Origin of the sequence: Klebsiella sp. GW_Kp181, from assembly GCF_040062315.1 — a bacterium.
In the GTDB taxonomy this organism is placed as follows: Bacteria; Pseudomonadota; Gammaproteobacteria; order Enterobacterales; family Enterobacteriaceae; genus Klebsiella; species Klebsiella oxytoca.
The window spans coordinates 83,027-104,027 of the sequence record NZ_JBEAFR010000045.1 but is presented as its reverse complement, the minus strand read 5'-3'; the positions used below and the strand labels follow the sequence as shown (position 1 = coordinate 104,027).

Annotated in this window: 16 protein-coding genes; all 16 read right to left on the bottom strand. The window is 54.8% G+C overall.

Annotated features, from left to right (window positions below; genetic code table 11):
- Positions 1–69 precede the first annotated feature (69 nt).
- Complete coding sequence (tilS, locus tag ABLV11_RS09020) at positions 70–1,377, bottom strand: tRNA lysidine(34) synthetase TilS (RefSeq protein WP_162556145.1); 1,308 nt, start codon at positions 1,375–1,377, stop codon at positions 70–72.
- Between the two features lie 63 nt (positions 1,378–1,440).
- Positions 1,441–1,830, bottom strand: coding sequence for a VOC family protein (locus ABLV11_RS09015; RefSeq protein ID WP_004107908.1), 390 nt, complete (start codon positions 1,828–1,830; stop codon positions 1,441–1,443).
- A gap of 62 nt (positions 1,831–1,892) precedes the next feature.
- On the bottom strand, positions 1,893–4,031 hold the full coding sequence (locus ABLV11_RS09010; protein ID WP_064372834.1) for a lysine decarboxylase LdcC: 2,139 nt from the start codon (positions 4,029–4,031) through the stop codon (positions 1,893–1,895).
- A 76-nt stretch (positions 4,032–4,107) separates the two neighbouring features.
- The gene (locus ABLV11_RS09005) at positions 4,108–5,898 is read right to left on the bottom strand and encodes a chitinase (protein ID WP_004107911.1); all 1,791 of its coding nucleotides are present in this window, start codon (positions 5,896–5,898) and stop codon (positions 4,108–4,110) included.
- 190 nt (positions 5,899–6,088) lie between these two features.
- Positions 6,089–7,048 (bottom strand): acetyl-CoA carboxylase carboxyl transferase subunit alpha, encoded by a 960-nt coding sequence (gene accA / locus ABLV11_RS09000; RefSeq protein ID WP_004107912.1) that lies wholly within the window; start codon positions 7,046–7,048, stop codon positions 6,089–6,091.
- A 12-nt stretch (positions 7,049–7,060) separates the two neighbouring features.
- Positions 7,061–10,543 carry a DNA polymerase III subunit alpha gene (gene dnaE / locus ABLV11_RS08995; RefSeq protein ID WP_016807405.1) on the bottom strand — a complete coding sequence of 1,161 codons (3,483 nt, stop codon included), beginning with the start codon at positions 10,541–10,543 and terminating at the stop codon, positions 7,061–7,063.
- A 38-nt stretch (positions 10,544–10,581) separates the two neighbouring features.
- A complete protein-coding gene (gene rnhB / locus ABLV11_RS08990; protein WP_023320356.1) occupies positions 10,582–11,178 on the bottom strand; it encodes a ribonuclease HII in 597 nt (198 codons plus the stop codon).
- Complete coding sequence (gene lpxB / locus ABLV11_RS08985; protein ID WP_004107922.1) at positions 11,175–12,323, bottom strand: lipid-A-disaccharide synthase; 1,149 nt, start codon at positions 12,321–12,323, stop codon at positions 11,175–11,177. Before lpxB ends, rnhB begins: the two co-directional genes overlap by 4 nt.
- Positions 12,323–13,111 (bottom strand): acyl-ACP--UDP-N-acetylglucosamine O-acyltransferase, encoded by a 789-nt coding sequence (gene lpxA, locus ABLV11_RS08980; RefSeq protein ID WP_004110721.1) that lies wholly within the window; start codon positions 13,109–13,111, stop codon positions 12,323–12,325. Before lpxA ends, lpxB begins: the two co-directional genes overlap by 1 nt.
- Before the next feature lie 3 nt (positions 13,112–13,114).
- Complete coding sequence (gene fabZ, locus ABLV11_RS08975; protein ID WP_004098761.1) at positions 13,115–13,570, bottom strand: 3-hydroxyacyl-ACP dehydratase FabZ; 456 nt, start codon at positions 13,568–13,570, stop codon at positions 13,115–13,117.
- Positions 13,571–13,672: 102 nt separating this feature from the next.
- Positions 13,673–14,698 carry a UDP-3-O-(3-hydroxymyristoyl)glucosamine N-acyltransferase gene (lpxD, locus tag ABLV11_RS08970; protein ID WP_004107927.1) on the bottom strand — a complete coding sequence of 342 codons (1,026 nt, stop codon included), beginning with the start codon at positions 14,696–14,698 and terminating at the stop codon, positions 13,673–13,675.
- Positions 14,699–14,701: 3 nt separating this feature from the next.
- On the bottom strand, positions 14,702–15,187 hold the full coding sequence (gene skp / locus ABLV11_RS08965) for a molecular chaperone Skp (protein WP_004098757.1): 486 nt from the start codon (positions 15,185–15,187) through the stop codon (positions 14,702–14,704).
- 130 nt (positions 15,188–15,317) lie between these two features.
- A complete protein-coding gene (gene bamA, locus ABLV11_RS08960; protein ID WP_032728922.1) occupies positions 15,318–17,747 on the bottom strand; it encodes an outer membrane protein assembly factor BamA in 2,430 nt (809 codons plus the stop codon).
- A 31-nt stretch (positions 17,748–17,778) separates the two neighbouring features.
- A complete protein-coding gene (gene rseP / locus ABLV11_RS08955) occupies positions 17,779–19,131 on the bottom strand; it encodes a sigma E protease regulator RseP (RefSeq protein WP_004107932.1) in 1,353 nt (450 codons plus the stop codon).
- Positions 19,132–19,142: 11 nt separating this feature from the next.
- Positions 19,143–20,000, bottom strand: coding sequence for a phosphatidate cytidylyltransferase (cdsA, locus tag ABLV11_RS08950; protein ID WP_004107933.1), 858 nt, complete (start codon positions 19,998–20,000; stop codon positions 19,143–19,145).
- 12 nt (positions 20,001–20,012) lie between these two features.
- Complete coding sequence (ispU, locus tag ABLV11_RS08945) at positions 20,013–20,771, bottom strand: (2E,6E)-farnesyl-diphosphate-specific ditrans,polycis-undecaprenyl-diphosphate synthase (RefSeq protein ID WP_004107935.1); 759 nt, start codon at positions 20,769–20,771, stop codon at positions 20,013–20,015.
- Positions 20,772–21,001: the final 230 nt, after the last annotated feature.

The following is a 21,001-nucleotide window of genomic DNA, read 5'->3' as shown; positions in this document are numbered from 1 at the left end:
TATAGCCTTACAGGATCAATCACCACCTCCCTAGGAGGTGGTTTAGGGATGACAATCAAAACGGGTGGCCTAGCCGCCCGTTTTCCTCCATCTCATCTGGAAGCCTTCACTTTCCTGAACTTTCCCATCGACGGTAATAAACAGACCATCGGCGGCGGCAATAAGCGTTTCGCCATAGAACAGTAGCGGAGTCGTATCGCGTCGCCAGGGCGCAACGCCCAGCTCCTGCCAGATTTTTTTCAGCTTGCGACCACCGTTGCGACCCACGATATGCAGATTACCGCTGGCACGAAAGCGAACAGTAACGGCTTCTCCCTCGCGCGGCCCGCGTAACGGCCCGCCGGACAGTAAACTCAGCTCGCCGAGACCGTCAGGTAACGGCAGCGGGCTGGCAGTATCGCGCCACTCCAGCATTGTCTCACTCTGGCCTGGAATATATCTCACCCAGTACAGACGCTGCTGGTAGCGGCGAACGGTAAACGGACCAAGGCGCAAACAGGGAAACGCATCCTCGCGCGCCATCGCCACTTCACGCCAGATACGCTCCGGCACCTCGCGCGAAGGCATTGGTGCATTGAGCCCAGCCAGCCAGCGGCGCAGCAGCGCGGCCCGCCGAGGTGCGCTCATAGTCGTCAACGGAGCGATAGTTAACGAACTGTCCTCAGCAACCAGCGTTGCCAGCTCGGCGGCCAGCATTTCATCCAGCAGCTGTTCCTGTTCGCCGCACAGGCTGGCGCTGCGCGCCACGGCCTCGGCAAAGTGCGGCCAGCGTGCATGAAGCAGCGGGAGAATCCGCAGGCGGAGAAAGTTGCGATCGTAAGCGTCATCCTGGTTGCTTTCGTCTTCAATCCAGCTGAGCTGACGGGCCATCGCCCACTGATGGAGGGAGTCACGGCTTTCGTGAAGCAGCGGGCGCAGCAGTTTCGTCCCGGCAAAATCGGACTCGCCGGCCATCGCCGAGAGCCCGGTAGGGCCGCTTCCCCGCTTAAGGGCTAACAGGAAGGTTTCGCACTGGTCGTCAAGATGCTGCGCGGTCACCAGCGCTTCGCCGGGCGCCAGCGCCGAACGAAATGCCTGGTAGCGCGCCTGCCGCGCATGAGCCTCAATTCCCAACCCCTCATCGGCGAGCGCGACCCGCTCTACCAGAAGCGGCACCTGCCACTGCTGGCACATTTGCTGGCAGTGCGCCACCCAGTCGTCGGCGTTGGCGCTAAGCCCGTGGTGAATATGTATCGCCCTCAGGCGAACGGTGGGATCCTGCTCGCGCCAGAGCACCAGGCGATATAAAAGCACGCTCGAATCCAGCCCGCCGCTAAAGGCCACTAAAAAATGGCGGTGCGGCTGAAGCGTGTGCGCAATGTCCGGGATCATCATCATGAGAGTACTAACTGAGGAAAGCGTGTTCGGCACGTTACCCGCCAGAACACGCGCTGACAAGAATTACTGCTGATAAATCTCCAGCGGCAGCCCGTCGGGATCGTTAAAAAAGGTGAAACGCTTACCGGTAAAAGGGTCGATACGAACCCCTTCACAAGGCACACCGTGCGCCTCAAGATGAGCCACAGCAGCATCGACATCATCGACGCTAAACGCCAGATGGCGTAACCCGCAGGCTTCGGGGCGACTCGGACGCGAGGGAGGAAACGGGAATGAAAACAGTTCAATGACATATTCACCATTCAGCGCCAGATCGCCTTTCCAGGAATCACGCTCTGCGCGATAAAACTCCCCCTGCAGGGTGAACCCCAGGATGTCGCAGTAAAACGCTTTACTCTTCGCATAATCCGTCGCAATGATAGCGATATGGTGAACCCGTTTTAAACCCAGCATGGTACCACTCCTCCTGTTGAAGCCAACAACGTTACTCGCTCAGTTCATTATTGCGCAAGCGCTTAGTCATTTTTTAAGACTCGAACCCAGTACACCCCATCTTCATCGCGTTTCGCGCCGTGGATATCGGTTTCGAAGCCCGGATAGTGGCGGCCAATAGAGCACAGCATGAGCAGGAAATTGAGCACCGCGCGGCTCTCTTCGGCGATCATCTCACCGGGCATCAACAGCGGCACGCCGGGCGGGTACGGTAGGATCATATTCGCTGAAATACGCCCGACCAGATTTTCCAGTTCGATAGTTTCCACTTCACCTTTGATCTGCCGCTGCCAGGCCTGATGCGGCGTCATTTTCATCTCCGGCAGGACGTCAAAGGCGCTAAGCATCAGCTGCGAGAGCTGGTGCTGGCGAATCAGACGATGAATACCCTGCGCCAGATCCTGAATGCGCATATTGCGGTAAAAATCCGGATCTTCAGCGTACAGATCCGGCAGCATATTTTTCACTCGCAAATTGAGATCGTAAGAGCGTTTGAACTCAGTCAATCCGCGCAACAGTCCCATCGCTCGGGTTTTATCTATACCGATACTGAAAAGGAACAGCAGGTTGTACGGGCCCGTTTTCTCGACGACCACGCCGCGCTCATCAAGGAATTTCGCCACCAGCGCCGCCGGTATACCTTCATTATCCATATTACCCTGCTCATCCATGCCGGGCGTCAGAATCGTCACTTTCACCGGATCGAGGTACATATGGTCGCTATCGGCATCCTGAAAACCGTGCCACTGTTCACCGGGCGAAACCGGCCAGCACTGCGCTTCACCAATCTCTTCCGGCTGCCAGATATCAAAGAACCAACCGTCAGACTCCTCGCGTAATCGCTGCACCTCTTTACGAAAATCCAGCGCCCGCTCAATCGAACGCTGGATCAGTCGCCTGCCGGAATTACCCCGCAGCATGGCTGCCGCCGTTTCAATAGAGGCAACGATCGGGTAGCTCGGTGAGGTCGAGGTATGCATCATAAAGGCTTCATTGAAGGTATCTTCATCGTAGCTGCCTTTAATATGAATCAGCGAAGCCTGCGATAGCGCCGCCAGCATTTTGTGCGTCGACTGCGTTTCAAAGATCACTTTGCCCGGGATGCGATCGCCGCTCATCCCGCTTTTCCCGTGATAGATCGGATGGAAATGAGTGTAGGGTACCCAGGCGGAGTCAAAGTGGATTGACGGCACGTCGAGGGTCTCTTTGATCCAGGTCGTGTTATACAGCAGCCCGTCATAGGTGGAGTTAGTGATCACCGCATGAACCGGCCACCCGGCGCCGCCGGTGGCGTTGACTTTTTGTTGAATACTATCGCGGGTAAATTCACGCTTGGGTATGCCGCCGAGGATCCCTAGCGCGTTGCGCGTCGGTTTCAGCCATAGCGGCACCACATCGCTCATCATCAGTAAATGGGCCAACGATTTATGGCAGTTGCGATCGATAAGCAGGGTGCTGCCCGCCGGGGCAGAATACATACCAACAATTTTATTCGACGTCGAGGTTCCGTTGGTGACCATATAGCTCTGCTCGGCGCCGAAGGCGCGGGCAATATACTCCTCGGCCTCCAGATGCGGGCCGCTATGATCGAGCAGCGACCCCAGCTCCGTCACGGAAATAGAGACGTCGGCCTTTAAGGTATTACCGCCAAAGAAATCATAAAACAGACAACCCACCGGGCTTTTTTGATAGGCCGATCCGCCCATATGTCCAGGCGTACAGAAGGTATATTTTCCCTCCTGTACGTAGTTAAACAGCGCCCGGGTAAACGGCGGGGTGATGTTGTCGAGGTATTCGCGGGTGTATTGACCGATGCGGGTAGCGATCTCTTCCGAAAGCCCCAGCGCATATTCAAAGAACCATAGCGTCATACGCAGGTCCTGACTGCTGACGTCCATCGTCGAATGGGCGTTGATAAAGGCGTACAGCGGCAGATACTCATTTAAACGATTGATATCGCTGCACAGATCCACGCTGTACTCATCCCAATCGAAAATGACTCCGCAGATCCGCGGATTATGCTCAATAAACTGCAAAAGGTCGGCGCTATTTTGCGGCCAGATGGTCTGGAAACCTTGCCGTTGCAGGGCAGCTTCCAGTTCTTTCATCGGTTCGTCTTTATAATAGACGCCGTGGGGACCCATGATCGCAATAATATTCACGCTTTCCTCCAGGAATTGACCTAAGGAAAGCATAATAGCACCCCGCCAGCGCTTAGCGCTGGCGGATTTATCTCTATTACAACGCCTTCCACGCATCGCCCCAGGCAATGCCGGCGCCAGGCTCATAGTAAGTCGGCGCCACGTTGCACCATGCTCCTTCCGGAAGCGGTTTACACTGATACAGCGCGCCGTGGTTATTGACGATATCGCCCTCTTTCCATGTCTGGGTACTGCTCCAGGAAGGATAGCTAATGGTATCGCTATCTTTGCCATCCGTCGTTTCGTCCGCAGCAGCGGCTTTGGCCTTGACGTTCAGAGTGTAAGTTGCCGTGCTGGACAACGAACCGTCGCTTACCGTCAGGCTAACCACATACTGGGCATCGCGATCTTTTTCCGGTGCGGTGAAGGTAATTACGGCTTTATCCTGTCCGCTAAGGGTCTGGCCGTCCTGAGACATCCAGGTGTAGCTTAGCTTGTCGCCGTTCGCATCGGTAGAACCTTCCGCGCTCAGAGAAACCCTGGCACCAGCTTCAATTGCGCCAATCGGACCGGCGATGCGAGCCACCGGCGCCACGTTCGTCTCCTGCGCAGGTGTGGTATCGTCAGGCTTGACCGGCGTAATATCCTCGGACTGGCCGCTGTCATCAACGATATTGACGTTGAAGTGGCTCTGCACACACTTCGCATAGTCGCCCTCTTTAAAAGCGGTATACGGCGTCTGATAGCCCACCAACTGGCAGGCGTTAGTCTTGCCGTCAGCGGTGTCCGGACTCCATCCCCAATCCTCTTCCCAGTAAATCGGCAATGCGCCCGCACCGCCTTCATCGAACTGCTTCATATTCTTACAGCCGAGAACTTCGTCGTCGGCAATCGGCACTTTGAGGTAGTTTGCGAACTCTTTGTAGTAAGCAATACGGTTAAGAGACTGCGCGTTCTCTTCCGCTCCGCCGCACTCAACGCCGCCGTTGATAATCTGAATGGTTACCCCAAAGCCTTCGACCAGGCCATTTGCTTTATCATGATCGTTTGGAACCCAGGTTCCGTCGATGACGTGCAGCATAGAGGGCTTCGGCGGCTGCGGATAAACGAAGAAGAAGACGGCGCTCGCCAGGTTCATCCAGGTATCCGCCACCAGCTCCGGTTTATCCAGCAGCGGACGAACGTCGCCATCGTACATTGCATCGGAGAACGGACCATAGTTGTAGTTATAGGACAGCTGTTTCGCTCCGCGGCCGAAGTAGCTCAGGTAGTCGCCGTCTTTATCTTTACCGCATGGCCAGGTCTGCCCCTGCCAGATAGAGGGATCGCATTCGCCGTTATAGCCGCCCTTCTGACCTTCAACCCAGCCAACCTCACGCAGATAAACCAGCGCCTGACGCCATTCGGGAATATCACGCCAGCTTTCATGGCCGCCGGTCTCCTGAGCAAAGTGGGCAAACATGGTTGCCAGCGATTTACGGCAGATGGCATCGCTGTCGCGTCCGTCGGTATAGGTTCCGCACACGGCAGGGAATTTACCAATAGCTTTCAGAAAATTAGAGTAGGTATATTCTGCGGCGCGCATCGGGAACAGATATTCCCAATCCTGTTCTGAAAGGATGCTTTCAACACGCTTAACGTTCGCCGGGTTGCTCGCCAGGCCCGGTGCGATTTTCTCCACTTCGCTGTTAGGCAGGGTTTGAATTGATGATTTAACCGACTCCATCAGCGGAAAGTCGGTTAAGGCTTTTTCTTTAGCGGCCAGGTCGCTCGCTTTCATGGTTGTCGCTTCCGTTGCGCCCAGCAGCGGTGCAGCCTGTGCGGCCCCCAGGCTTAACATGATCCCTGCGGCCACGGCGCTTATCGCGACGGTTTTGTGCAATGCCATAGAACTTCTCCTTTATCCTTGTTAACGGCCTGCCGGGTTGCAATACCAGGCAGTCGCTACTGTTTTAAGGGAGAGCGGCATCATCGGCTAATCACATTAGCTCATGTTCTTCTCACGTCATCTCAATAAACAACACATAAAAAAAGGGCCGGAAAATCCGACCCTTAGCGTTGAAAAATGAGATCAATAATCAGGCGTAGCCGTAGCTCATCAGGCGTTGGTAGCGGCGGTTCAGCAGTTCTTCCTCGCCAAGCACGTCGAGGTCAGCCAGATCGGCCAACAGCTGTTCTTTCAGTGAGGCTGCCATCGCTTCCGGATTACGATGCGCGCCGCCCAGCGGTTCAGGAATGATGGAGTCAATTAGCTTCAGCTCTTTCAAACGCGGAGCAACAATTCCCATCGCTTCAGCGGCCAACGGCGCTTTGTCAGCGCTTTTCCATAGAATGGACGCACAGCCTTCCGGGGAGATAACGGAATAGGTGCTGTACTGCAGCATATTCACTTTATCACCGACGCCAATCGCCAGCGCGCCGCCGGAGCCGCCTTCACCGATAACGGTGCAGATAACCGGCACGCTCAGACGGGACATTTCACGCAGGTTGCGAGCAATCGCTTCAGACTGGCCGCGTTCTTCCGCCCCGACGCCTGGATAAGCACCAGGGGTGTCGATGAAGGTGATGATCGGCATTTTAAAGCGCTCTGCCATTTCCATCAGACGCAGCGCTTTACGATAGCCTTCCGGCGCCGGCATACCGAAGTTGCGGCGAATTTTTTCTTTGGTTTCACGCCCTTTCTGGTGGCCGATAATCATCACCGGACGCCCGTCCAGACGCGCAATCCCGCCAACGATAGCTTTATCATCGGCGTAGGCGCGATCGCCGGCCAGTTCGTCGAATTCGTCGAAAGCCAGGCGGACATAATCCAGGGTGTATGGGCGACGTGGATGGCGGGCCAGCTGGGCAACCTGCCATGCACCAAGATCGGCGAAGATCTTGCGCGTCAGCTCTACGCTCTTTTCACGCAGGCGATGCACTTCTTCATCGATATTAATATCCAGTTTCTCATCCTGACGGCTAACCGCAGTCAGAGAATCGATTTTCGCTTCCAGCTCTGCAATCGGCTGTTCAAAATCAAGGAAATTCAGACTCATAGTATTCCTGTATTAGTCAAACTCCAGTTCCACCTGCTCCGAGCCGATAAGGCCACGCAGATCGTTAAGTAAACGATCGCTCGGAGAGACGCGCCATGTTGCGCCAAAACGCAACCGCGCGCGTGCATCCGCCCTCTGATAATAGAGGTGTACTGGAATAGTTCCCGAACGGTGGGGTTCCAGAGACTGACGGAGTCGGTTTAAAAGCTGGTCATCAATTTGCCTGTCCGTCAGCGAGATAGCAAGCCCGCGAGCATATTTTTCCCGGGCTTCGTCAATGTCCATAACTTCACGAGCGGTCATTTTAAGCCCCCCGCTGAAGTCATCAAAGCTGACCTGTCCGCTGACGATAAGTATGCGGTCTTTTTCCAGCAGCTGCTGGTATTTATCCAGAGCGTCGGTGAATAGCATCACCTCCAGACGCCCGGAACGGTCATCCAGCGTACAGATGCCGATACGATTGCCGCGCTTGGTGACCATGACCCGCGCGGCAATAACGAGCCCCGCCGCCGTGGTCACTTTACCACGATCGGTCGGATGCATGTCTTTGAGTCGTACGCCGCCAACGTAGCGTTCGATCTCTTTCAAATACTGGTTAATCGGGTGCCCGGTCAGGTACAGCCCCAGGGTCTCCCTTTCGCCATCCAGCACCACCTGTTCCGGCCACGGCTGGCAGCTGGCGTAGGACTGCTCGATTTGCTCCGGCTCTTCCGCCAGCACGCCGAACATGTCCGCCTGACCGATAGCTTCGGCTTTCGCGTGCTGATCGGCAGCCTTCAGCGCGTCGCCCAGCGAATTCATTAACGCCGCGCGATGCGGCCCGAGGCGGTCAAAGGCCCCGGACATGATCAGTTTTTCCAGCACCCGACGGTTGAGTTTTTTAATATCCGTACGCGCGCAGAGATCGAACAGTTCGCGGAAATAGCCGCCCTGATTACGGGCTTCAATGATCGCTTCAATCGGACCTTCGCCGACGCCTTTAATCGCGCCGATACCATAAACGATTTCGCCATCGTCGTTAACGTGGAAATGGTACAGGCCGGAGTTAATATCCGGCGGCAGAATCTTCAGCCCCATCCGCCAGCACTCATCCACGAGGCCGACGACTTTTTCGGTGTTATCCATATCCGCGGTCATCACCGCCGCCATAAATTCAGCCGGATAGTGCGCCTTCAGCCACAGCGTCTGATAGGACACTAAAGCATAAGCGGCAGAGTGCGATTTGTTAAAGCCATAACCGGCGAATTTCTCCACCAGGTCAAAGATCTTCATCGCCAGCTCGCCGTCAACGCCATTTTTCTTCGCGCCTTCTTCGAAGACAGAACGCTGCTTGGCCATCTCTTCCGGTTTTTTCTTACCCATCGCACGACGCAGCATATCCGCGCCGCCGAGGGTATAGCCGGAAAGCTCCTGGGCGATCTGCATGACCTGTTCCTGGTACAGGATAATGCCATAGGTTGGCTCCAGTACCGGTTTCAGACATTCATGCTGCCACTGTACGTCCGGATACGATATCTCTTCACGGCCGTGTTTACGGTCGATAAAGTTATCCACCATCCCCGACTGCAGCGGCCCCGGACGAAACAGGGCCACCAGGGCGATCATATCTTCGAAGCAGTCGGGCTGCAGACGCTTAATCAGATCCTTCATGCCGCGCGATTCAAGCTGGAAGACGGCGGTGGTTTCCGAGCGCTGCAGCATATCGAAGCTTTTTTTATCGTCGAGCGGAATAGCGGCGATATCCAGCGGCCCCTCGCCATTCTTCTCGCGGCGGGCGTTGATCATCTCCAGCGCCCAGTTAATGATGGTGAGCGTACGCAAACCGAGGAAGTCGAACTTTACCAGCCCGGCATATTCGACATCGTTTTTATCAAACTGGGTAACCGGATGCTGGCCCGCTTCATCGCAGTATAGCGGGGCAAAATCGGTAATTTTGGTGGGCGCGATCACCACCCCGCCCGCGTGTTTACCGGCGTTACGGGTGACCCCTTCGAGCTTACGCGCCATGTCGATCAGCGCTTTAACCTCTTCATCCGCCTCGTAAATTTCCGGCAGCTGCGGTTCGGCTTCAAACGCTTTCGCCAGCGTCATCCCCGGGTCTGGCGGCACCAGCTTGGAAATACGATCCACAAAACCGTACGGGTGACCAAGCACGCGGCCAACGTCGCGGATTACCGCCTTCGCCGCCATGGTACCAAAGGTAATAATCTGCGAAACCGCATCGCGGCCGTACATGTCCGCAACGTGCTCAATCACCTGGTCGCGTTTCTCCATGCAGAAGTCAACGTCGAAGTCGGGCATGGAGACACGTTCCGGGTTAAGGAAACGTTCGAACAGCAGGTCGAATTCCAGCGGATCGAGGTCGGTAATTTTCAGCGCATAGGCCACCAGCGACCCGGCGCCGGAACCACGGCCGGGCCCGACCGGCACGCCGTTATCCTTGGACCACTGGATAAACTCCATCACGATCAGGAAGTAGCCCGGGAACCCCATCTGGTTAATCACCTGCAGCTCAATATCCAGACGCTCATCATATTCAGGACGGCGTTTTGCCCGCTCATCCGGGTCGGGGAACAGGAATGCCAGACGCTCTTCCAGACCCTCTTTAGATTTCTTAATCAGATAATCTTCGGTGGTCATATCCCCGGTCGGGAACTGCGGCAGGAAGTATTCACCAAGGCGCACGGTCACGTTACAGCGTTTGGCGATCTCAACGCTGTTTTCCAGCGCTTCGGGTATATCGGAAAAGAGCTCGCACATCTCTTCTTCGCTGCGCATATACTGCTGCGGCGAATAGTTGCGCGGACGCTTTGGATCGTCGAGGGTAAAGCCGTCGTGGATGGCCACGCGGATTTCATGAGCATCGAAGTCGCCCGGCTCAAGGAAGCGAACGTCGTTGGTTGCCACCACCGGTAAGCCGCGAGTTTCCGCCAGCTTCACCGCCGCATGCAGATAAGACTCTTCATCCTGGCGGCCGGTGCGAATGAGCTCAAGGAAATAGCAATCAGGGAAATGCTGCGCATAAAAATCAACGCACTGATCCACCAGCGCCATATTGCCGCGCAGCAGACTACGGCCCACGTCGCCCATACGCCCGCCAGAGAGCAGAATTAAGCCTTCTTTTAATTCGATCAGCCAGTCGCGATCGATAATCGGGCCCGCTGCGCCATAGCCGCGCTGATAGGCTTTGGAGATCAGCAGCGTCAGGTTTTGATAGCCAGTATTATTCGCAGCCAATACCGTAAGCTGGCTCAGTTCATCGCCGAGCAGATCGCTCTGGACGTGGAAATCGGCCCCGACTATGGGTTTAATTCCGGCGCCGTGTCCCGTTCCGTAGAACTTCACCAGCCCGCAGAGGTTGGTAAAATCAGTGATCGCCAGCGCAGGCATGCCGAGCGCGGCCGCCTTTTTTACTAACGGTCCGGTTTTCGCCAGACCATCGATCATGGAATAGTCGCTGTGCACCCGCAGGTGTACGAAACGTGGTTCAGCCATCTTCAGATTCCGCGTTACTTTAGTGCTTGCGTGTCAGTTCAGGACGCCAGGCCCAGCGCGCGTTTCACCGGGCCAAAACTGCGCCGGTATTGCTCGATAACGCCATGTTCCAGCAGCTTTTGCAGATGAAAAGCGGTGGGATAACCTTTATGTTGTGCAAAGCCGTACTGTGGAAATTGCCGATCCAGCGCGGCCATTTCCGCATCGCGCGTCACTTTCGCCAGAATCGATGCGGCGCTGATTTCCGCCACCCGGCTATCGCCTTTGACAACCGCCAGCGAAGGTACGGGCAGCGGCGGACAGCGGTTACCATCAATAAGAACAAATTCCGGGGAGACGCGCAAACCCGCGACGGCGCGCTGCATGGCCAGCATGGTCGCGTGTAAAATATTCAGTTCATCGATTTCATGCGGCTCCGCCCGACCCAGGCTCCAGCACAGCGCTTTTTCTTTGATCTCGTCAAATAGCGCCAGGCGCCGTTTTTCGCTGAGCTTTTTCGAGTCATTAAGACCCACAATCGGTTTGGCCGGATCGAGTATCACCGCAGCCGTCACCACCGCGCCAACCAGCGGACCGCGTCCGACTTCATCGACTCCCGCAACCAGATGGGTATGCGGATACACGAATTCCATCATTTTGCTAACTCCAGAACTGCATCCGCCGCCTGCTCATCAGCGTTGCAGCGGATCTGCTGATGCAGCGCGCGGAAGGTTTCATGCATATCGTGGCTGGTTTTACCGTCGGCCAGCAGCGGCTTCAGCGCCTCCGCCAGCGCCTGCGGTCGGCATTCATCCTGCAGCAGCTCTTTAACCAGTTCACGCCCGGCCAGTAAGTTCGGTAACGACACGTAGTCGGTCTTCACCAGCCGTTTCGCCAGCCAGAAGGTAAAGGGCTTCATCCGATAACCAACTACCATCGGGCACTTAGCCAGCATACACTCCAGCGCAGCCGTGCCGGAGGCCAGCAGCGCAGCATCGCTGGCGATCATTGCATCGCGAGCCCGCCCATCCAGTAGGTGAACGGCCAGCTCCGGCGCCGTTTCCGCCTTGATACGCTCAAACTGTTCCCGCCGCTTCGCGTTGACCAGCGGAACGACCACTTCCAGATCGGGATAATATTCTCGCAGGATTTGCGCCGTTTTCAGGAAGTCGGCGCTGAGCATCTCGACTTCTGCCCCACGGCTACCCGGCAGCAGCGCCAGGCAGTGTACGTCACGCGCGATCCCCAGACGGTCGCGCGCCGCGTCTTTGTCCGGGTCCAGCGGCATCGCATCCGCCATCGTGTGGCCGATAAACCGGCAGGGAACGTTAAATTTGTCATAAAACGCTTTTTCGAAAGGCAGGAATGCCAGAACCAGATCGGTGGATCTGCCAATTTTGAAAACGCGTTTTTGCCGCCATGCCCAAACCGATGGGCTGACGTAATGGATCGTTTTGATACCCTGCTTCTTCAGATTACCTTCGAGGGTGATATTGAAGTCAGGCGCATCAATACCGACGAACACGTCTGGTTTAAGCTCGGTAAAACGTCGGGTGAGATCGGCGCGAATGTGCAGCAGTCGACGCAGGCGTCCCAGCACTTCAACAATGCCCATCACCGCCAGCTCTTCCATCTCGTACCAGGCCTCGCAGCCTTCCGCCTGCATTAACGGCCCGGCAACGCCTACAAAACGAGCATCAGGCATACGGGCTTTGAGCGCGCGAATAAGACCGGCACCAAGAATATCGCCGGAGGTTTCTCCGGCGACCAGGGCAATCGTCAGGGGACGTGATTCAGCCATTAACGAATCAGGCCGCGCGTGGAGCGAGCAAAGAAGTCGGTAAATGTCTGCACTTCAGGATACTGTGTCGCCAGTTCGGCGATCTCGGCTTTCGCTTCATCCAGCGTTTTACCGCTGCGGTACAGTAGCTTATAGGCGTTACGAATCGCAGTGATCGCCTCACGGCTGAAGCCGCGACGTTTCAACCCTTCGATGTTAACGCCAAACGGCGTTGCGTGGTTGCCCTGAGCAATAACGAACGGCGGAACGTCTTGCGCTACGCCGGAGCAGCCGCCCACCATCACATGCGCGCCAATAATGCAGAACTGATGCACGGCAGTCATGCCGCCGATGATAACAAAATCATCCAGCGAAACATGACCTGCGAGGGTGGCGTTATTAGCCAGAATACAGCGGTCGCCAAGCGTACAATCATGCGCCACGTGGGCGTTGATCATCAGCAGGTTATCGCTGCCCACCTTCGTTAATCCACCGCCCTGTACTGTGCCACGATGAATGGTGACGCTTTCGCGGATGCGGTTGCGATCGCCAATTTCCACGCGGGTCGGTTCGCCAGCATATTTCAGATCCTGGTTAACTTCACCGATGGAAGCGAACTGATAGATCTCGTTGTCGCGGCCAATTTTGGTATGACCGTTGATGACAACGTGAGATTTCAGTACGGTGCCTTCGCCGATTTCGACGTTAGCGCCAACAATACAAAACGGGCCAATGTGGACGTTAGCGCCAATAACGGCGCCTTCTTCTACAATGGCGGTAGGATGAATAAAGGCGGTTTTATCAATCACGTATCAGGCCTCCCGGCTACGGGCACACATCATCGTTGCTTCGCAAACCACTTTCCCGTCCACCGTCGCAACGCCTTTGAAACGAGTCAGGCCGCGACGGGTTTTCTCAAAAGTGACTTCCATAATCATCTGATCGCCAGGCACGACCGGACGTTTGAAACGCGCTTCGTCAATCCCGGCAAAATAATACAGCTCGCCCGGTTCCAGTTTTCCAACGCTTTTGAATGCCAGAATGCCGGTAGCCTGGGCCATCGCTTCCAGAATCAGTACGCCCGGTAAAATCGGCTTACCAGGGAAGTGCCCCTGGAAAAACGGCTCATTTACAGAAACATTTTTTACTGCGCGTAGAAAACGACCTTCTTCAAAATCCAGCACGCGATCGACCAGCAGGAACGGGTAACGGTGAGGCAGCAGTTCCAGAATCTCTTCAATGTGCAGAGTATGAGTGTCAGTAGTCAAAATACTCTTCCTGTCTAAATATACTAAAAGGCAATAATAACACGGCCTGCGGCAATCTCATGAATGCAACAGGCCGAAAATTTAAATGTGGCTGGAGAAGCACTAATCTTGTTGATTAACCTTGCGCTCAATGGCTTTGAGACGCTTGCTCATATCATCAATATTCAGTACCAGCGCAGCGGTCTTGCGCCAGACCTTATTCGGCTGCAGCGGGATACCTGAAGAATAAACGCCTGGCTCGGTGATCGGTCGCATAACCATCCCCATACCCGTGACGGTGACTTTATCGCAGATTTCCATGTGGCCGTTGATCACGCTGGCTCCGCCGATCATGCAGTAGCGGCCAATCTTGAGGCTGCCCGCCATAATCACGCCACCAGCAACTGCGGTGTTGTCGCCAATTACCACGTTGTGCGCAATCTGACACTGGTTATCAATAATCACGCCGTTACCAATGACGGTGTCGTCCAGCGCGCCGCGATCGATGGTCGTACAAGCGCCTATCTCCACGCGATCGCCGATAATGACGCGACCCAGCTGCGGGATCTTAACCCAGTTGCCGCGATCGTTCGCGTAGCCGAAGCCATCTGCGCCAATCACCGTGCTGGACTGAATCAGGCAATTCTCGCCGATCTCAATGTCGTGGTAAACGGTGACGTTGGCCCATAAACGCGAGCCGGCACCTATTTTCGTATTTTTCCCAACGAAGCAACCGGCGCCGATAACCACGTTATCACCGAGGATAACACCCGACTCGATAACGGCATTCGGGCCAATCGCTACGTGAGTACCCAGCTTCGCCGTGGCATCGATGACCGCGCTCGGCGCGATATCCTGCGCCGGCTGCGGCGTGGTATCAAGAATTTGAGCCATGCGCGCGTAGGTCAGGTAGGGATTACGCACTACCAGCGCGGCGCTGTGGGCAAAAGGCAAATCATCCTGCGTCATCACGACGGCAGATGCCTGGCAAGCGGCCAGGTGTTCACGGTACTTAGGATTTACCATGAAAGTAATATGGCCCGCTTTCGCGGACTGCATGGACGCAACGCCGGTGATGACGATATCGCCATCACCGTGTAATTCTGCATCCAACTGCTGGGCTAAATCAGCCAGTCGAATTGAAGGCATTACTTATTTAACCTGTTTCAGCACATCAGCGGTGATGTCTTTTACATCGCTGCTGTTGTATGCAACGGCATTAGAGTCAACAACCAGATCGATGCTCTGATCTTTAGCGACGCTCTGCACAGCGCTCTGGATACGAGTCACCAGCTTGCCGCGCTCTTCGTTAGAACGACGTGCACGATCCTGTTCAAAAGACTGCGCTTTCTGGGAGAAAGTCTGGCGCTGAGCCATCACGTCTTTTTCCAGTTTGGTACGGTCAGAGCCCGCTTTCATGGACTGCAGACGCTGCATTTTAGACTGCAGGTCGCCTTCCATACGCTGCAGCTCGCTCGCGCGGCCTTTAAACTCGTTTTCCAGCGTGTTAGAAACGCCTGTTTTCTGGGCAACCTGCTGGAACAGGCTGTTCATGTTAACCATTGCAATTTTATCTGCCGCCTGAGCGGAAGTTACCATTGCTAAACCCAGACCTGCAGCTAATAACCACTTTTTCACAATTAACTCCTTACCATCCCATGAGTACCCAGGGGTACCGTTATTTGCGTGGCCAGGCGATAACCTCAGTTATCGCCAATAGTCAGCGCTATACTGCAACTGCACTTACATTCCATTGTAGCCAACACAATTACCAGGTTTTACCGATGTTAAACTGGAACTGTTCAGCTTTGTCTCCATCGTACTTTTTAAACGGCTGAGCGTAGGAGAATACCAACGGTCCTAACGGCGACATCCACTGCACCGCGATACCCGCAGACATACGGATATTGCTCGGATCGCTATAGTCCGGGTAACCGCCATAAGCGCTTGAATCCCAATTCGTATCCCACACGGTACCCATATCCCAGAAGAAGGAAGTACGGACCGAGTTGGCATATTTATCGCTGATAAACGGCGTTGGGGTAATCAGCTCAAGGCTGGCCACCGCCATGGCGTTACCGCCCACCGCATCATCAGATTTACACGGTGCAGACTCGCTGCTCTTACATTCGTTATCGTAGCTGTCATCATCGTCATGACGGCTGCTGGCCGGGAAATACACTGCCTTCGGACCGATAGTGTTGGACTGGAAGCCACGCACGGTGCTTGAACCACCGGCATAGAAGTTCTCATAGAACGGCATCTCTTTGCCGCCCAGACCATCACCATAACCAAAGCGGGTTCGACCCAACATGACCCATTTATGATCGTCATCGATCGGGACATAAGTCGCGGTATCCAGCGTCGCTTTGTAGTATTCGTTATCCGAACCCGGAATCGTCACTTTACCGTTCAGGTTGACGCGTGAACCTTCGGTCGGGAAGAAGCCCCGGTCGAGCTTGTTATACGTCCAGCCGTAGTTGAAGGTGAAGTCGTCAGCACTGAACGAGTTTCTGTCGTTCGTGTTGTCCGGATACTGTCCCATCGAATTCAGGTAACGCCACATGGATACTTGAGGCTGCATATTGGACAGCTTGTTATGCACATAGCCAAGGCCCGCGCGCAGCGTGTTGTACTCGTTGACCGGGAAGCCCAGCGTAATATCTGTACCATAGCTCTTGTTGGTATAGTCAGACAGATCCGCATCGTTAGCATCGAAGTCGTTATAGAAGACACGACCGCCGAGGCTGACGCCATCCACGGTAAAGTACGGGTTCGTCACCGACAGTTCAGTATAGGTCTGGTAATCGTTTTTGGTGCCGTTAATTCCCACAGAATAGCCGGTACCGAGCCAGTTATCCTGCTGAACGCCGGCCTGGAAGCTTACGCCGCTTTCCGTACCGTAACCCACGCCGAAGTTAAAGCTACCGGTATTGCGTTCTTTAACTTTATAGACCACGTCAACCTGATCCGGGCTGCCCGGCACGCGCTGCGTATCGGTATCAACCGTTTCAAAGTAGCCCAGACGATTCAGACGATCTTTCCCCTGGTCGACCAGGTCGCTGCCCAGCCAGGCACCTTCCATCTGACGCATTTCGCGACGCAGAACGGCATCTTTCGAGGTATCGTTGCCTTCGAAGCGAATTTTACGCACGTAGTAGCGGTTACCCGCATCGACGTTTACGTGCAGCTTCACGGTCTTATCACTATCGTTGATTTCCGGCTGGGACTGAACGCGCGGATAGGCGTAGCCGTAGCGACCAAGGAGTTTCTTAATGTCATTCTCCATTTTGGTCACTTTGGTGCCGTTATACAGCTCGCCCGGCTCGACTTTAGTCAGCGCTTCAATTTCTGCCGAATGCCCTGCCAGGTCTCCCGTCACCTGCACGCCAGAAAGCTTGTACTGATCGCCTTCGGTAATGTTGATGGTGATGTAGATCCCTTTTTTATCCGGAGTCAGGCTAACCTGCGTGGAGTCAATGTTGAAACGAGCATAGCCGCGATCCAGATAGTAGCTGCGCAGCGTTTCGAGATCTCCCGCCAGCTTCTGTTTCTGATATTTGCGATCGCCGACCACGTTCCACCACGGCACTTCATCGCGCAGCTGGAAGGTAGAAATCAGTTCATCGGTGCTGAATGCATGATTGCCGACGATATTGATCTGCTGGATTTTCGCTGAGACGCCTTCCTGGAATACCAGTTTCAGGTCGACACGGTTACGCGGCAGCGGCGTCACGACAGCTTTAACGCTGGCGCTATACTTACCGACGCTATAGTAGAAATCCTCCAGCCCCTTTTCGATATCAGCAAGCGTGGTGCGATCGAGAGATTCCCCTACGCGTACGCCGGATGCCTCAAGGTTTTGCTTGAGCATGTCATCTTTCACCGACTTGTTGCCGGAGAAAGTGATGCTGGCAATCGTTGGACGCTCTTTCACCTGCACCAGCAGGGTATCACCATCGCGCAGAACGCGAACGTCCTCAAAGTTGCCGGTGGCAAACAGGGCGCGGATGGTATTACTGATATCATCATCGGTTACGGTATCGCCAGGACGCACTGGCATACTGAGGAGGGCCGCACCAACAGCGACACGCTGAAGGCCTTCGAAATGAATGTCCTTCACCACGAACCCGTCAGCACCGTATACGGTTGCGCTGCTAAACAGCAGCGACGCTATGAGCAACTTTTTCATCGCCATCGTTATTATGCGTTCTTCCTAACAAACTCTCTTACAACCGAGAGAAATCATTGAAAAGTGCAAGCCCCATTAACAGCACCAGCAATATTGAGCCAATGCGATAACTAAAGTCTTGAACTCGCTCGGATACCGGTCCGCCTTTCAGCTTTTCAATCGCCAAAAACAGCAGATGTCCCCCGTCAAGAACGGGAAGCGGGAACAGGTTGATTATTCCGAGGTTCACGCTGATGAGCGCAAGAAACATCAGATAATAAATCAGCCCAAACTCCGCTGACATCCCAGCCCCCTGGGCGATAGAAATCGGCCCGCTGAGGTTGTTCAGTTTGACATCACCGGTTATCAATTTGCCCAGCATCTTGACCGTTAACGACATCAGCTGCCAGGTTTTATCCGTGGCTTCAGCGATGGCGGCAAACGGCCCGTACTGACGCACTGTCTTATATTCATCAGGCAGCGGGATGACCTTAGGTACGACCCCTGCAAACCCCTCAGCTTTACCTTTGGTAGACTTCGTATCCGGCGTCAAGGTTACCGACAGGGGGCTACCCTGCCGCTCGATGTCCAGAACTAACGCCTTACCCGGATTATCACGCACCAGATTAACAAACGTCATCCACTGCGTTAACGGTTGACCATCGACTTTAACGATCCTGTCGCCCGCTTGCAAACCCGCCTTCTGCGCCGCCGAGTTAGATTGTACTTCAGCCAGGACGGTATCAATCTGCGCGCTGCGGGGCTGAATGCCTAATGAAGCAACCGGATCTTGTTTATCCGGCTCAAACGCCCAACGCTGCAGATCGAGGATTTTATCCTGGCGTTGATTGGTCCCGAAAGGGGCGACGGTAACTATTGTTTGCCGATCGCCAATCTTTGCCACCAGCGCCATACGTACTGCATCCCAATCAGGCGTTTCGATGCCATCTATCGCTTTAAGTTCCATTCCTTTTGCAATTTGTGCTTGCGCGGCAATAGAGTCAGGAGCGATATCGGCAACGACCGGTCGCACGCCGGGGACACCGATGATAAAGACCAGCCACCAGGCAAAAATGGCAAAAAGGAAGTTGGCAATCGGCCCCGCGGCAATTACTGCGGCACGCTGACCCACGGTTTTGTTGTTAAACGCGCAGTGGCGCATCTCGGGCGCCACCGGCTCAACGCGCTCATCGAGCATTTTGACATAACCGCCCAATGGGATAAGGGCGATAATAAATTCCGTTCCCTGCTTATCAAAACGGCGCCACAGCGCTTTGCCAAAGCCAATAGAAAAACGCTCAACGCGGATACCGCAGCGGCGAGCTACCCAGAAATGGCCAAACTCATGGACGGTGATCAGCACGCCCAGCGCAATAATAAAAGCAGCCAAATTCCAGAGAACGCTCAGCATAAAACCTTCCGTCAAATCGTCCTGAAAACCAACAAGAGTAGACAAGCAAACACAGGTACCGCAGCCGTCAGGCTATCGATACGATCGAGGATACCGCCGTGTCCGGGAATCAGATTTCCGCTATCTTTGATGCCAGCTTCGCGTTTAAACATGCTTTCGGTCAGATCGCCCAGTACCGAGGCCAGGGCCGCCACAACCGAACACACCAGCAGGACCGTCGGCGTCACGTCCAGATGGGCCCACCAGCCGTAAGCCCAGGAGATAACCGCAGCCGTTAACAGCCCGCCGAAAAAACCCTGCCAGGTTTTACCCGGAGAAACCTTCGGCGCCAGCTTATGCTTACCGAACATTTTCCCGAACATATAGGCGCCGGAATCCGCGCCCCAGACCAGAATCATCACGTAAAGTAACCACAGCGCACCGCTGTAATGATCGTCGGCGTAATGCCACGCTCGCAGCGCCAGCATGCCCCAAAAAAACGGGACAATGGTCAGGATGCCGAATATCAGACGGAGCGTTTTTGAATTGCGCCAGAAGGCCGCAGAAGCGGGGTAAGTCAGAACCAGAAGCAGCGCGACTATCCACCAGCCGAATGATGCCCACAGCGCTCCCTCAACCAGCGGTTGATGAACGTCATAATGGTATTCCGGCATCAGGAATAGCATCAGCGCCAGCAGCAGACCGCAAAGCACCGACAGCCAGACTCGCTGCGTCGTTGAAGTGAAACCGCTAAATTGCCCCCACTCCCACGCGGCGAGCATACAGACCACCAGCGTGACGATGGCAAAGCCCGCAGGCGGCAATAGAAAAAGCGCCGCAATAACGACGGGGATTAAGACGAAAGCAGAAATCAGGCGATACTTCAGCAAAAGTGACCCCCATCAGGCATTGCTGCCACCCGGCTCAGTGCCGCCGAAACGACGCTCTCGATTAACAAAGGCATGGAGTGCACCTTCAAAGTCCTGTTCAGCGAAATCGGGCCAAAGAACATCCGTAAAGTAAAGTTCGGCATAGGCAATTTGCCAAATCAAAAAGTTACTAATGCGGTGCTCTCCCCCGGTCCTAATAACTAAATCTACGGGAGCCAGTTCATGCATGCATACCTGCTGGCTCAGCATCTCTTCCGTGATTTGTTCGGGCTGGAGTAACCCGTCTTGTACCTGTTTGGCCAGATGACGAACGCCCTGAACGATATCCCAGCGGCCACCGTAGTTGGCGGCAATGTTCAGAGTCAAACCGGTGTTGTTCTCAGTAAGCGCTTCCGCTTTGCGAATACGTTCCTGTAAACGCGCATTGAATCGCGTGGTCTCGCCGATGATACGCAGGCGCACATTGTGCCTGTGCAGACTTTTTACTTCGCTATCCAGTGCCCAGACAAACAGCTCCATCAGCGCGCTGACTTCCTGCGCCGGGCGATTCCAGTTTTCACTGCTGAACGCGTATAACGTCAACGCTTCAATACCATTATTAGCCGCGAATGAGACGGCGCGACGAACAGACTTCGCGCCGGCTTTATGGCCAAAGGCGCGGATTTTTCCTTGCCGTTTAGCCCAGCGACCGTTGCCGTCCATAATAATGGCGACATGACGACAGCCATGCGCAGGCAACATTTCGCTGACAGTTTGATTAGCAGACAACATAACGCGTTTTAAGTCCATAATAAGGATTAGCTAAGCTACTAAACACGGGCCACCGGTCAGCGCTGGATACGCATTTTTATCCGGTGCCGGAGCTACGGCCAATCGCAGAGAACAACCAAAAGCTTTACGCAAAAAAGCCGTGTCTTGCCACGGCCACCGTAATCTTTCACACCAAAATGCAACGATCGGATGGCGCAGACTATATCACCGAAGCCATGCGCCCACAAATA